This is a genomic window from Burkholderia semiarida, assembly GCF_029268935.1.
Lineage (GTDB): Bacteria > Pseudomonadota > Gammaproteobacteria > Burkholderiales > Burkholderiaceae > Burkholderia > Burkholderia semiarida.
The window spans coordinates 631,455-645,300 of sequence record NZ_JAHLCL010000008.1; the positions used below are offsets into that span (position 1 = coordinate 631,455).

A 13,846-nucleotide genomic window follows, 5' to 3' on the forward strand; every position below is an offset into this window, starting at 1 on the left:
GGTCGGCCGCTGCCGCGATGGGGTAACGGCAGCCGGCCGTTACTTGTCCAGCTCCGGATAGTGCCGGAAGATCCCCATGTCGTTGAACGGGATGCGGCGTTCCGACTCGAGGTAGTGCGCGACGGGCGGATGCCGTGCGACGCGATCGTGCAGCGCGACGAGCCCGGCGATCTTGCGTTCCGCGCGCTTCATCGCTTTCGGAAACGCATAGCGCAGGCCCTCGATCAACTGGAACATCGACAGGTCCGCGTAGGTGAGCGTGTTGCCCGCGATATAACCGCTCTTGTGCGGATTCTGTTCGAGCACGCGATCGAAGTAGCCGAGGAATTTCGGCAGCCGGTTCTCGAGGAAATCGGCCGCGCGCTCGGCCGCTTCCGCCTTCTGGTCCTCGTAGTACAGGCCGCTGCCGATCGGATGGTGCGTGTCGTGGATCTCGGTGATGAAATCGGCGGCGGTCAACTGGAGCTGGTGCACCCACAGCCGGCCGGCTTCGTCGTCGGGCGCGAGTCCGAGCCGCGCGCCGAGAAACAGCAGGATGTTCGCGGTCTGTCCGACGACCACGTCGCCCGCCTTCAGGAACGGCGGTGCGAACGGCACGCATTCCGCTTTCGTGTCGTCCATCATGCGCATCATCGCCGCCACGCCCATCCCGCGTCCCGATTCGCGCGCGACGTCGACGTAGTCGGCCTCGGCTGCTTCCAGCGCGAGGCGCACGTACTCGCCGCGGCCCTGGATTTCAGGCCAGTAATAGAGTTCATATCGCATGCAGTGCTCCTGTCCTTCGATGCTTCGGGTGATGCTCGCATCGTGATGGCGGGAGGGCGGCCGCGTGCCGCCCGTTGCGAATAGACAGTCTACGAGATCGAGTGCGAAATGCCAGCGGCGCCGCGTTTCATGCGCGGCGTTCGTCGCGCCCACACGCCTTCGTGGCTGCGTTCGACCAGTTCACCGCCGATCATGCCAGGGTGCGTGTCGCCGCTGGCGAAGCGGGTCAGCGCCAGCGCAAGCCCGTCACCTATGGGCGCGAACAGGCCTTGACCTTCCCCGTCGGTCGGAAGCCGCCCCGATGCGGAACCCGCGAGGACGAACCCTGCAAGAAACGGAAGGAAAGGCGCGTTTTCGGCCGGTCGTTTAATCGTATGCCTCGTTGCGCGGTTCCGGATCGCTTGATTTGGAAATGATCATTTCCTATAATGCCGCATGGCGACGAAAATTGCACCGAACGTTGGCAGGCCGCGAGAATTCGACATGGAGCAAGCGCTGGACGGCTTCATCCGCGTCTTTCGCGAGCGTGGCTATCATGCGACTTCCATCGGCGATCTGTCCCGGGAGACAGGGCTCACCACCGGCAGTCTTTACAAGGCTTTTGCGGACAAGAACGCCATATTCGTTGCCGCGTTGAACCGGTACGTCGATCGGCGCGCGAGCGAACTCAACACGATCCTTGCCGATGAAAGGAACGGACGGGACAAGGTGCGCGCGCTGCTGCGCTTTTATGCGGACGTCTCGCATGGAGACGAGGGCCGAAAGGGCTGTCTGGTCGTGGGCGGCGCTATTGTTCTCGGTACGTTGGATAGCGAGATCGCCGACATCGTTCACAAATCGATGCAGCGGGTCGAGCGTCTCCTTCGCGATTTGATCAGGCAGGGGCAGGCCGATGGGTCCGTCGATGCCACGCTGAACGCACAAGCCACGTCGAGCTGTCTGTTCACCATGGTGCAGGGGCTTCGAGTGGTGGGTAAGCTCGGCCAACGCCGCAGCGATATGTCGATGCTGGTCGACGAGGCCATGCGGCTGCTCAACTAGGGTAGAGCGTCATCCCTTGGGTAACTCGATGTGAAGTAACACGCGAAACCACGCGTGCGCGCGATCTGGTTCTGTCGAATTAGGAAACGACTATTTCCCAATGCCATTGCTCGCGCTGCGCGTGGTGAACCATCATCCAGGAAAGTCGATTCCATAGAGAGGACGAACTTATGCACCAGCATCAATCGACCGCGGATTCTTTGCCGCTTGCGACCACACCCTATTTTCGCGAAGACCCGCGGCTCAGCGGCTTTCGTCATCGGTTCGATACGGTGGACGGGGTGCGCCTTCATTATGTCGAAGGCGGCCGCACCGACGGCGAGACCATTGTGTTGCTCGCGGGGTTTCCGGAAAGCTGGTACGCGTGGCGCAGAATCATGTCCCTGCTCGCGGACGAATTCAGGATCGTGGCGCCGGATCTTCCCGGGCAAGGCGACTCGGACCGGCCGCTCACCGGGTATGACACGCAGACCGTCGCGACAACGCTTGCGCGCCTGCTGGAGCGGCAAAATATCTCGCGCTTTTACCTGGCCGCTCACGACGTCGGCGCATGGGTCGCCTATCCGTTTGCGGCGATGTATCCCGATTCAGTGAAGCGCATGGCGTTGCTCGACGCCGGGATACCCGGCATCACGCTGCCCGACGCACTGCCGATCGAGCCTCGCAGCGCATGGCGCACGTGGCACTTTGCATTCCATGCGGTAGCCGACCTGCCGGAGACGTTGATCGCCGGCAGGGAGCGCGCGTATCTCGATTGGTTCTTGCGTCGCAAGGCGGCAAATCCCGAATCGTTCTCCGACGCGGATATCGACGAGTACGTCCGGGTGTTCACCAGGGACGGCGGGTTGCGAGCGGGCCTGGCATTTTATCGGGCCGTGTCGGAATCGTCGGCCCAGAACCGCAAGCTGCAGGCGCGAGGAAAGCTGAAGATGCCCGTGCTCGCTGTCAGTGCCGACCAGGGATCCATACCCGACATGGCAGGGCCGCTCGAACATGTCGCGGAAGACGTGACGGCTGCGACGATCGCATATAGCGGGCATTTCATCCCTGAGGAACAACCGCAGGCGCTGGCGCGCGCGTTGCGCAATTTCTTCCGGTAGCACGTCGCCGCGAGTCGATTGCAAGGGCTGGAGCGGCCCACGACGGCCGACATGGTGCGCGGAGCAAGCCCCGTCGGTGCGGCACGCGCCTGTGCCGCACGCGCTGCCGCGCTTGCCGGGTAATACTTATCCGGGTATCGCGTGTACCACCCAACTCACTGTTTTTATTCACTTTTTTCGTTATCGTGGTACTCCATGGGCCGATTTTGCGTGGCATAATCGATCGCATCCGCAAGGCTTGTAGTCACAACGACCCCGCATACCCATGGCACAGACTCTCTACGACAAACTGTGGAACACCCACGTGGTCCACACCGAGGAAGACGGCACGACCCTGCTCTACATCGACCGTCAACTGCTGCATGAAGTCACGAGCCCGCAGGCATTCGAAGGGCTGAAGATCGCGCAGCGCCCGGTGTGGCGCATCAGCGCGAACCTGGCCGTGTCGGACCACAACGTGCCGACGACGGACCGCAGCCACGGCATCGCCGATCCCGTCTCGAAGCTGCAGGTCGACACGCTCGACGCGAACTGCGATGCATTCGGCATCACGCAGTTCAAGATGAACGACGTGCGCCAGGGCATCGTCCACATCATCGGGCCGGAACAGGGCGCGACGCTGCCGGGCATGACGATCGTGTGCGGCGATTCGCATACGTCGACGCACGGCGCGTTCGGCGCGCTCGCCCACGGCATCGGCACGTCCGAAGTCGAGCACGTGCTCGCGACGCAGACCCTGCTGCAGAAGAAGAGCAAGAACATGCTCGTGAAGGTCGAGGGCGCGCTGCCGCGCGGCTGTACCGCGAAGGACATCGTGCTCGCGATCATCGGCAAGATCGGCACGGCAGGCGGCACGGGCTACGCGATCGAATTCGGCGGCTCGACCATTCGCGCGCTGACGATGGAAGGCCGCATGACCGTCTGCAACATGGCGATCGAGGCCGGCGCGCGCGCGGGCATGGTCGCGGTGGACGACACGACGATCGACTACCTGAAGGGCCGTCCGTTCGTGCCGACCGGCGCGGAATGGGATCAGGCCGTCGAGTACTGGCGCCAGTTCAAGTCGGACGACGGCGCGCAGTTCGACCGCGTGGTCGAGCTGAACGCGGCCGAGATCGTCCCGCAGGTCACGTGGGGCACGTCGCCGGAAATGGTCACGTCGATCGACGGTCGCGTGCCCGATCCCGAACGCGAGAAGGATCCGGTCAAGCGCGACGCGATGGAGCGCGCGCTGGCGTACATGGCGCTCGAGCCGAACACGCCGATCGAATCGATCAAGGTCGACAAGATCTTCATCGGCTCGTGCACGAACGCCCGGATCGAGGACATCCGCGCGGCCGCGTACGTCGTGAAGAAGCTGAACCGCCGCATCGCGTCGAACGTGCGGCTCGCGATGGTCGTGCCGGGCTCGGGCCTCGTGAAGGCGCAGGCCGAGCGCGAAGGGCTCGACAAGGTGTTCACCGATGCGGGCTTCGAATGGCGCGAGCCGGGCTGCTCGATGTGCCTCGCGATGAACGCCGACCGGCTCGAGCCGGGCGAGCGCTGCGCGTCGACGTCGAACCGCAACTTCGAAGGCCGGCAGGGCGCGGGCGGTCGCACGCACCTCGTGAGCCCCGCGATGGCGGCGGCCGCGGCGATCGAAGGCCACTTCGTCGACATTCGCCAGCTGGGGTGACGCGTGACGGCATCGAAAGTCATCGCGCGGCTGGTTGCCGCGCTGGCGCTGGCGGGGCTGGGTTTCGGCCTGGCCGGCTGCAATACCGTCCGCGGCTTCGGTGAAGACGTCAACGCCGCCGGCAGCGCGCTGAAGCGCGCCGCGGAGTGACGGTTCCCGCCGAGAATTTGTCGATGTGCGCCGGCTGACTGCCGGCCCTTCAACCGGATAGACGGATCATGGAAAAATTCACTGTACATACCGGCGTCGTGGCGCCGCTCGATCGCGAGAACGTCGACACCGACGCGATCATCCCGAAGCAGTTCCTGAAGTCGATCAAGCGCACGGGCTTCGGTCCGAACGCGTTCGACGAATGGCGTTACCTCGATCACGGCGAGCCGGGCCAGGACAACTCGAAGCGTCCGCTGAACCCGGACTTCGTGCTGAACCAGCCGCGCTACCAGGGTGCATCGGTGCTGCTCGCCCGCAAGAACTTCGGTTGCGGGAGCTCGCGCGAGCACGCGCCGTGGGCGCTGCAGCAGTACGGCTTCCGCGCGATCATCGCGCCGAGCTTCGCGGACATCTTCTTCAACAACTGCTACAAGAACGGCCTGCTGCCGATCGTGCTGACCGAGCAGCAGGTCGATCACCTGTTCAGCGACACGTACGCGTTCAACGGCTACCAGCTGACGATCGACCTCGACGCGCAGGTCGTGCGCGCGGGCGACGGCCGCGAGTATCCGTTCGAGATCGCCGCGTTCCGCAAGTACTGCCTGCTGAACGGCTTCGACGACATCGGCCTCACGCTGCGCCACGCGGACAAGATCCGCCAGTTCGAAGCGGAGCGGCTCGTGAAGCAGCCGTGGCTCAGCACCAAGCTGGTCGGCTGAGCGCGCGTTGCAGGCGGGCGCGCCGTGCGTGCGCTCGCCGGCCTGCCTCCATAACACCCTACCCAGTCAGGAATTTCGCATGAAGATTGCAGTGCTGCCCGGCGACGGCATCGGTCCGGAAATCGTCAATGAAGCGGTGAAGGTGCTGAACGCACTCGACGAGAAGTTCGAACTCGAACAGGCGCCGGTCGGCGGCGCGGGCTACGAGGCGAGCGGCCATCCGCTGCCCGACGCGACGCTGGCGCTCGCGAAGCAGGCCGACGCGATCCTGTTCGGCGCGGTCGGCGACTGGAAGTACGACTCGCTCGAGCGCGCGCTGCGCCCCGAGCAGGCGATCCTCGGGCTGCGCAAGCACCTCGAGCTGTTCGCGAATTTCCGCCCGGCGATCTGCTATCCGCAGCTCGTCGATGCGTCGCCGCTGAAGCCGGAGCTCGTCGCGGGCCTCGACATCCTGATCGTGCGCGAACTGAACGGCGACATCTACTTCGGCCAGCCGCGCGGCGTGCGCTCGGCGCCGGACGGCCCGTTCGCCGGCGAGCGCGAAGGCTTCGACACGATGCGCTATTCGGAGCCGGAGGTGCGCCGCATCGCGCACGTCGCGTTCCAGGCCGCGCAAAAGCGCGCGAAGAAGCTGCTGTCGGTCGACAAGTCGAACGTGCTGGAGACGTCGCAGTTCTGGCGCGACATCATGATCGACGTGTCGAAGGAGTACGCGGACGTCGAGCTGTCGCACATGTACGTCGACAACGCGGCGATGCAGCTCGCGAAGGCGCCGAAGCAGTTCGACGTGATCGTCACCGGCAACATGTTCGGCGACATCCTGTCGGATGAGGCGTCGATGCTGACGGGCTCGATCGGCATGCTGCCGTCCGCGTCGCTCGACAAGCACAACAAGGGGCTGTACGAGCCGTCGCACGGTTCGGCGCCGGACATCGCGGGCAAGGGCATCGCGAACCCGCTCGCGACGATCCTGTCGGCCGCGATGCTGCTGCGCTATTCGCTGAATCGCGCGGAGCAGGCCGATCGTATCGAGCGCGCGGTGAAAACGGTGCTCGAACAAGGCTACCGCACGGGCGACATCGCGACGCCGGGCTGCAAGCAGGTCGGCACGGCGGCGATGGGCGATGCGGTGGTCGCCGCGCTGTAAGCGTGGGAAATGAAGTGCGGTAACTAATGTGGAAAAGGGCGCGAACGGGCCGTGAAAATCGGCCGGTTCGCGCGCGGTTGGCCGTTGTGCGGGCCACCGGCTTTGTGTAGACTCGAACGATGGCGCTGATTTCCCTGATCTCCCCGGTCCTGAAACTCCACGGCAACACTGCCCGTGCGGGTGCGCGCGCCATCGTCATCACGAAAACCATTACCACGAAAACGATCATTAAACGCTGATCGCCGTCGTGCCCGCCTGTTTCCCCGCGCGGTCACGCGGGGACGGAAATGGCGGGGAAGCTCCATTCAAAGCAAAGGGTTAGTCATGAACGTAGGTCTCGTAGGTTGGCGCGGCATGGTCGGCAGCGTCCTGATGCAGCGCATGCAGGAAGAGGGCGATTTCGACCTGATCGAACCGGTGTTTTTCAGCACCAGCAACACGGGCGGCAAGGCGCCGTCGTTCGCGAAAAACGAGACCACGCTCAAGGACGCGACCAGCGTCGACGAGCTGAAGAAGTGCGACGTGATCATCACGTGCCAGGGCGGCGACTACACGAACGACGTGTTCCCGAAGCTGCGCGCGGCCGGCTGGAACGGCTACTGGATCGATGCGGCATCGTCGCTGCGGATGCAGGACGACGCGGTCATCATCCTCGATCCGGTCAACCTCGACGTGATCAAGGACGCGCTCGTCAAGGGCACGAAGAACTTCATCGGCGGCAACTGCACGGTCAGCCTGATGCTAATGGCGCTCGGCGGCCTGTTCCGCGAGAATCTCGTCGACTGGATGACGGCGATGACCTACCAGGCCGCATCGGGCGCGGGCGCGCAGAACATGCGTGAGCTGCTGTCGCAGATGGGCACGCTGAACGGCGCGGTACAGGAACAGCTCGCCGATCCGGCCTCCGCGATCCTCGACATCGACCGCCGCGTGCTGGCCGCGATGAACAGCGACGCGATGCCGACGAGCCAGTTCGGCGTGCCGCTCGCCGGTTCGCTGATCCCGTGGATCGACAAGGATCTCGGCAACGGGATGTCGAAGGAAGAGTGGAAGGGCGGCGCGGAAACCAACAAGATCCTCGGCAAGCCGGCGATGGGCGAACCGGGTTCGATCCCGGTCGACGGGCTGTGCGTGCGGATCGGCGCGATGCGCTGCCACTCGCAGGCGCTGACGATCAAGCTGAAGAAGGACGTGCCGCTCGACGAAATCAACGGCATCCTCGCATCGGCGAACGACTGGGTGAAGGTCGTGCCGAACGAGCGCGAAGCGTCGATGCGCGACCTGTCGCCGGCGAAGATCACCGGCACGCTGTCGGTGCCGGTCGGCCGCCTGCGCAAGCTCGCGATGGGCGGCGAATACCTGTCGGCGTTCACGGTCGGCGATCAGTTGCTGTGGGGCGCGGCCGAGCCGCTGCGCCGCATGCTGCGCATCCTGCTCGACAAGTAAGCACGCTCGCTGTCCGGCTCGCGGGCCGGGCTGCACGATACGACGCGCCGCGTCGGCCTCGAGATTCGGGGCCGGCGCGGCGCGTTTTTCATGCGCGGTTCAGCGCAGGTTCAGCAACGTCTGGTCGACGGCCTGCTGGGTCTTGATCGTCTGCGCATTCGCCTGGTAATTGCGCTGCGCAGTGATCAGGTTCACGAGCTCGGTGGTCAGGTTGACGTTCGCGTTTTCGAGCGCGCTGCCCTGCAGCGTGCCGTGGTTCGTGCTGCCCGGCGCGGAGATCTGCGGCACGCCCGACGCGGCCGTTTCCGCATACTGGTTGCCGCCGATGTTCACGAGCCCGTTCGGGTTGTTGAAGTTCGCGAGCGCGATCAGGCCGAGCACCGTGCTCTGTCCGTTCGAATAGTTGCCGGTCAGCTTGCCGTCGCTGCCGATCGAGAACGTCGTCAGCGTGCCGCTCGCGAAGCCGTCCTGCGCGAGATTGTTCACGCCGTCCTTGCCGCCGTATTGCGTCGTGCCGCCCAGGTCGAGCGTCAGGTTCTGCGGATTGGCGCCGCCCGTCGTGTTCGGGATCGAGAACGCGAACTGGCCGAGGCTCGGCGTCGGCTGCCCGGTCGCGGCCGACGTCGTCGAGCTGATCCGGCCCGATGCGTCGAACGTGACGGTGCCGAGATGCGTCGGCGTCTGGCCCTGCACGCCCGCGTAGGCCTGCCACGTGCCGGCCGCGCTCTTTGCGAAGTACATCGTGACCTGCTGCGAGCCGCCGAGCGTGTCGTAGACCTGGATCGACGAGTTGTAGTTGAACGTCGTGTTGTCGGTCGCGTTGAACGGCGTCTTGGCCGGCACCTTGTCCTGGGCGTTCAGGTTGAACTGGCCGGTGATCTTGTTCGTCGCGCGCGGCGCGATGTTGCTGGTCGGCGCCTGCAGCGGCACGGTCTGCGCGGTGTTGATCGCGCCGCCGGCGCCTGCCGCATAGCCCATCAGGTTGCGGCCTTGCGCGTCGACGATCGCGCCGTTCTTGTCGCGGTGGAACGTGCCGTCGCGCGAGTACGTGGTCACGCCGTTGCTCGACATCTGGAAGAAGCCGTTGCCGTTGATCGCGACGTCGAGCGACGACTTCGTCGAATTGATGGTGCCCTGGCCGAAATTCTGTTGCACCGACGCGAGCCGCGTACCGATGCCGATCTGCGTGTTGACCGACGTCGCGACCGAATTCGCGTACATGTCCGCGAAGTTCGCGCGCCCCTGCTTGAAGCCGACCGTGTTTGCGTTCGCGATGTTGTTGCCGATCACGTCGAGGTTGCTCGACGCGCCGGCCAACCCGCTCAAACCCTGCTGATAGCCCATGTTCGTCCCCGTAACGAGCTGGTAGTGAATGCAGTCGTGCGACTGCGCGATGGCCCTCTGGTCCTTCACGGCATCGGTCCGACCGCGAAGTCGAAATATGCCGATTCCCGTTTGAAGGCGATCGTATCGACGGCAACGGTTGGGTCTGTGTAATTTTGTGTAATGAAATTGAATTGATGCGGAAAAGATCGCCTTTGTATGAGAGACAGGTGGGCGGAAGGCGATGAAAGCCTTATGGGGCGGGGCTTTGGTGATGTGGATTTTCATTTCGCCGATAAGCGGGATGAACTGCCTTCTTATCGACGAATTGAAATTTGTTGGTTCGGGATTGATTGCCGGCTGGGATTATTTGGATTTCCTGCGGCTAATTCTTTAACGGCTGGCGGGGCGGGTCATTGAGGGAGCGTTTGCGATGCTGTCGCCGTGATCCTGCGGTGGACGCGCAGTGAGCACCGAAAGGCCGCGTCATTCGAGCAGGGGGCGGTGCTGTTGCGAGACGGTTTTCGACAGCGCGCGTGGGGGGCGTTCTGGTCGATCGAATGCATGGGCTGCGGCAGGCGGACCCGCCCGACGCGCGCGCCGGCTGGCGACGAATTCGGCCGGAACTCGAGCGCGTGAAGTAAACTACGCGGTTACGACGCACAGACCCGCCGAAAGCGTCGCGTTTCGCGCGACGCTTTTGCATTTCTGCAGCAACTTTATTGACGCTTCCAACCGCGAATCCGAGCCGCGCCCGCGCGCGGCGATAGAGCCAACGATGTCCCGAATTTCCTTGTTTCCGCGTCAGTCCCGTCTGTCGCGCGCCGTGCGTGGGGCGCTGACGATCCTGGCGCTTGGCGCAGCCGCATCGGCGTGGGCAGTCGGCACCGGCGAACTGCCGGCGTCCGCCGCCGGCGCCGCCGCACCGCTTACCGTGACGGTCCAGCCGGGCCAGTCGCTGAACGACATCGCGAAAGCGGCCACGCAATCGCACGACCCGGCCGTGCTCGCGCGCGCCGCCCGTGCGCTGTTCGACGCCAATCCGCAGGCGTTCATGAAGCGCGACGCGAGCCGGCTGAAAGTCGGCGCGACGCTGACCGTGCCCGCGCTCGACGCCACCGGCGCGGCGCTCGTGCCGGCCGGCGCGTCCGCTGCCTCCGGTGCGACGGCCGCTTCCGCGCCCGCCGCCGCATCGGGTGGGGCGGCGATCGCGCAGCACGGCGCATCCGCGCCGCATCCTGGCTCGGCGGTGCAATCCGCGCCGGTGGCGTCGGCCGTGCATGCGGCTCCGGTGAGCGGTGCGAGTGCGCCGGCGGCGGGGGTGGCGGTTTCGATCGGTGCTTCGGCTTCGACCGGTGCTTCGGCTTCGACCGGGGCGGCGGCCGCACAGGGCGCGTCGGGTGTCGACAGCACGCAGCCGGCGGCGCCCACGGGCGGTGCCAGCGGCCCGCATGTGTGGAGCGGGGCGATCCAGTCGGCGCCGTCGTCCGCGAGCGAGGCGGCGGGGCAGGCGGTGCCGGGCAGTCCGGTTTCCGGCGTGCGCGAACCGGGCGGCGCGGCGCCCGCCGTGGGAGCGTCGCAGCCCCGGCCGTCGAGCTTGCAGCAATTGCTGGCGTTGAAGAATCGCGTGCTGATGGAGTTGCAGAAGCACGGCATCGGCAAACCGGCGACGACGACCGGCGTCGCGCCTGCGCCGGCTCCGGCGCCCGCCGCGCCGCGTCTGGCCGCGAATGACGCGAGTGCGTCGGCCGCCGCATCGACGGTGGACGAAGCCGCGTCGGGTGTGGCAGCCAGCGCACCGCAACCGGCATCGGCTTCCGTGCAACCGATCGCGCCCGTCGCCACACCGGCACGTCGTACCGAACAGATGGACTGGCGCCCGGCCGCCGCGGCCGGTGCAGCCGTGATCGTGCTCGCGGCCGGCTTCGTATGGCGCAAGCGCCGGAAGGGTCGCCGCGCGGACGACGCGGGTGCCGATACGACCGCAGCCGCAGCAGGCGGCGCCGCGGCTGCGGGAGCCGCGCCGACCGTCGAACGTGAACTGCCGATCACGCCCGAAATGCCGGTCGCACGCGATGCGGCGTCCGACATGAATCTCGCCGCGGCCACTGCTGCGGCGGCGGAGGCGGTCGAGCCGCCCGCAGCGGACACATCGACTGCGCCTGAAGTGGCGGCACCGCGCGACGAGTCGCCCGAATTGCCGGCTGCCGTCGCTGCCGTGTCGCCCGCGAACGACGCGATTCCGGTTCCGGCTGAGGCTCCGCCCGACGCAGAACCGGCGGAAAAAACCACTGGCGCCGACAAGCAGGCCGAGCCGACCGAGCCGACCGCCGCATCCGTCGCCCCTTCGACGACCGAAGCACAGCACGCGACGCTGATGCAGAACGCGATCAGCGCGCTCAACAGTCTCGACATGCCGTTGCCGCCGCGGGCGGCGGACGAGCCGTCGTTGACGCCGGAGGCCCTTGCCACGCGGGCAACGCAGTCCGACACCGGCAAAATCGCAACTAACGGTCAATCCGCCCAGCACCCGCCAATGGGTTCGGGTGAAACGACACCGGAACATCCGGTCGACCACGACGACGAGTTCGACTGGGATCCGGACGCGGCGACGCCCGCCGGCCAAGCGGGCGGCCCGCCTGCGGCGACATCGCTGCCGCCGCTCGGCGGCGCGCAGTTCGGCGCGCTGAAGCTCGATTTCGATCTCGACCTGCCGTCCACCCCGGGCGCCGCACTGCCCGCGCTCACCGCGGACGAGCTCGCGCGCATCGCGCGCAACAAGCTCGACCTCGCGGCCGAATACGTCGAGCTGGGCGATCTGGCCGGCGCGCGGACGCTGCTGCAGGAAGTGGTCGACGCGAACGACGCCGCGACGCGCGACGATGCACGCGCGCTGCTCGCGAAACTGGCGGACGAGGCGTGATGCGGATCGCGCTGGGCATCCAGTACGACGGCGCGGCGTTCTGCGGCTGGCAGGCGCAGCCGCACGGCAAGACCGTGCAGGACCGGCTCGAGCATGCGCTGGCCGAGTTCGCGCGGGTGCCGCTGCACACGACGGTGGCCGGGCGCACCGATACCGGCGTGCACGGGCTCGGGCAGGTCGTGCATTTCGACACGGATCTCGAGCGCGAGGTGTTCTCGTGGGTGCGCGGCACCAACGCGTTCCTGCCGCCGACCGTGTCGGTGCAATGGGCGAAGCCGATGCCGGACACGTTCCATGCGCGCTTCTCGGCGTTCGAGCGCACCTATTACTACGCGCTGTACGTGCATCCCGTGCGTTCGCCGATGCTGGCCGGGCGCGCGGGCTGGATCCACACGCCGCTCGACGACGACGCGATGCGCGCCGCCGCCGCGCACCTGATCGGCGAGCATGATTTTTCGTCGTTCCGGTCGTCGGAATGCCAATCGAAGACGCCGGTCAAACACCTGTATCAGATCGACGTGCGGCGCGCCGGGCATTTCATCCATTTCCGCTTTCGCGCGAACGCGTTCCTGCATCACATGGTGCGCAACCTGATGGGCTGCCTCGTCGCGGTCGGGCGCGGCCGATATCCGGCCGACTGGCTCGCCGACGTGCTGGCCGGGCGCGACCGCAACCTCGCCGCACCCACGTTCATGGCCGACGGGCTGTACCTCGCCCACGTCGGCTACCCGGCGGAATTCGCCGTCCCGCCCGCGCAGCTCGGCAGCGTGCCGTGGAGCAGCGTCTGGGCCGATCTGGACCCACAATCATGACGGATCACGCCGTGTCCCCTTCGAGTTCCGCCGCGGCGGCGGGCGTGCCGCCGCGCACGCGCATCAAGCTGTGCGGGCTGTCTCGGCCCGAGGACGTGCTGCACGCGGCAGCCCTCGGCGCCGATGCGATCGGCCTCGTGTTCTACCCGAAGAGCCCGCGCGCGGTGACGATCGCGCAGGCGGCCGAGCTGGCGAGCCTGGCGCCGCCGTTCGTCTCGGTGGTCGGACTGTTCGTGAATGCGACCGAGGCCGAGATCGAAGCCGTCGTGCGCGACGTGCCGCTCACGGTGCTGCAGTTCCATGGCGACGAGACGCCCGAGCAGTGCGACGCGCTCGGCCGCGCGGCGCGCCTGCCGTGGTTGCGCGCGGTGCGCGTCGGCCCCTCGACGCAGCGTGCCGATTTGGTAGAATCGGCTCTTCATTATTCGAAAGCGCGCGGCCTCCTGTTCGACACCCTGGTGCCGGATTACGGCGGTAGCGGCAAGGTCTTCGATTGGTCTCTTATTCCCGCAGAGCTCGCGCGTCGGGCCGTTTTGAGTGGTGGCTTGAACGCGCAAAACGTCGGTGATGCGATCCGCCAGCTGCGTCCGTTTGCTGTCGATGTCTCCAGTGGCATCGAGGTGGAGGGCGCGAAGGGCGTGAAGGATCACGCCCGGATGGCGGCGTTCGTACGCGCGGTGCGCGAAGCGGACGCCGGGTGATGCAAGCCGGTGCGGCCCCGCGGGCGGGGCGCACCGACCGATCG

At 66.3% G+C, this 13,846-nt stretch carries 14 protein-coding genes; 12 read left to right on the forward strand and 2 right to left on the reverse strand.

What is annotated here, in order from left to right; translation table 11 throughout:
* Positions 1-39 precede the first annotated feature (39 nt).
* Complete coding sequence (locus tag KPB06_RS26145; protein ID WP_059582781.1) at positions 40-765, reverse strand: glutathione S-transferase; 726 nt, start codon at positions 763-765, stop codon at positions 40-42.
* Between the two features lie 435 nt (positions 766-1,200).
* On the opposite strand from KPB06_RS26145, the gene KPB06_RS26150 reads away from it, so the two are divergent.
* The 8 genes from KPB06_RS26150 to asd all read left to right on the forward strand — a co-directional run bounded on the left by KPB06_RS26150 (position 1,201) and on the right by asd (position 8,043).
* Positions 1,201-1,806: a TetR/AcrR family transcriptional regulator gene (locus KPB06_RS26150; RefSeq protein ID WP_081066418.1), complete on the forward strand. Its 606-nt coding sequence runs from the start codon at positions 1,201-1,203 to the stop codon at positions 1,804-1,806.
* A gap of 170 nt (positions 1,807-1,976) precedes the next feature.
* Positions 1,977-2,906 (forward strand): alpha/beta fold hydrolase, encoded by a 930-nt coding sequence (locus KPB06_RS26155; RefSeq protein ID WP_059582776.1) that lies wholly within the window; start codon positions 1,977-1,979, stop codon positions 2,904-2,906.
* A 265-nt stretch (positions 2,907-3,171) separates the two neighbouring features.
* Positions 3,172-4,581 carry a 3-isopropylmalate dehydratase large subunit gene (gene leuC, locus KPB06_RS26160; RefSeq protein ID WP_059582772.1) on the forward strand — a complete coding sequence of 470 codons (1,410 nt, stop codon included), beginning with the start codon at positions 3,172-3,174 and terminating at the stop codon, positions 4,579-4,581.
* 3 nt (positions 4,582-4,584) lie between these two features.
* A complete protein-coding gene (locus KPB06_RS26165; protein WP_011548098.1) occupies positions 4,585-4,731 on the forward strand; it encodes an entericidin A/B family lipoprotein in 147 nt (48 codons plus the stop codon).
* 68 nt (positions 4,732-4,799) lie between these two features.
* Positions 4,800-5,450 (forward strand): 3-isopropylmalate dehydratase small subunit, encoded by a 651-nt coding sequence (leuD, locus tag KPB06_RS26170; RefSeq protein ID WP_059582769.1) that lies wholly within the window; start codon positions 4,800-4,802, stop codon positions 5,448-5,450.
* Positions 5,451-5,529: 79 nt separating this feature from the next.
* Positions 5,530-6,597 carry a 3-isopropylmalate dehydrogenase gene (gene leuB, locus KPB06_RS26175; RefSeq protein WP_059582767.1) on the forward strand — a complete coding sequence of 356 codons (1,068 nt, stop codon included), beginning with the start codon at positions 5,530-5,532 and terminating at the stop codon, positions 6,595-6,597.
* Between the two features lie 119 nt (positions 6,598-6,716).
* Positions 6,717-6,836: a hypothetical protein gene (locus KPB06_RS26180; RefSeq protein ID WP_006756675.1), complete on the forward strand. Its 120-nt coding sequence runs from the start codon at positions 6,717-6,719 to the stop codon at positions 6,834-6,836.
* Positions 6,837-6,921: 85 nt separating this feature from the next.
* A complete protein-coding gene (gene asd, locus KPB06_RS26185) occupies positions 6,922-8,043 on the forward strand; it encodes an aspartate-semialdehyde dehydrogenase (RefSeq protein WP_059582764.1) in 1,122 nt (373 codons plus the stop codon).
* Positions 8,044-8,142: 99 nt separating this feature from the next.
* Here the strand turns inward: asd and flgE are convergent, their stop codons facing one another.
* Positions 8,143-9,387, reverse strand: coding sequence for a flagellar hook protein FlgE (flgE, locus tag KPB06_RS26190; RefSeq protein ID WP_059583132.1), 1,245 nt, complete (start codon positions 9,385-9,387; stop codon positions 8,143-8,145).
* A 223-nt stretch (positions 9,388-9,610) separates the two neighbouring features.
* On the opposite strand from flgE, the gene KPB06_RS26195 reads away from it, so the two are divergent.
* The 4 genes from KPB06_RS26195 (at position 9,611) to KPB06_RS26210 (ending at position 13,802) form a co-directional block, all read left to right on the forward strand.
* Positions 9,611-9,763 carry a hypothetical protein gene (locus tag KPB06_RS26195; protein WP_155634597.1) on the forward strand — a complete coding sequence of 51 codons (153 nt, stop codon included), beginning with the start codon at positions 9,611-9,613 and terminating at the stop codon, positions 9,761-9,763.
* 381 nt (positions 9,764-10,144) lie between these two features.
* On the forward strand, positions 10,145-12,289 hold the full coding sequence (locus KPB06_RS26200; RefSeq protein WP_059582762.1) for a motility hub landmark protein FimV: 2,145 nt from the start codon (positions 10,145-10,147) through the stop codon (positions 12,287-12,289).
* Positions 12,289-13,101 (forward strand): tRNA pseudouridine(38-40) synthase TruA, encoded by an 813-nt coding sequence (gene truA, locus KPB06_RS26205; protein ID WP_059582759.1) that lies wholly within the window; start codon positions 12,289-12,291, stop codon positions 13,099-13,101. Before KPB06_RS26200 ends, truA begins: the two co-directional genes overlap by 1 nt.
* A complete protein-coding gene (locus KPB06_RS26210) occupies positions 13,098-13,802 on the forward strand; it encodes a phosphoribosylanthranilate isomerase (protein WP_059582757.1) in 705 nt (234 codons plus the stop codon). The genes truA and KPB06_RS26210 overlap by 4 nt, the downstream gene beginning before the upstream one ends.
* Positions 13,803-13,846 lie beyond the last annotated feature (44 nt).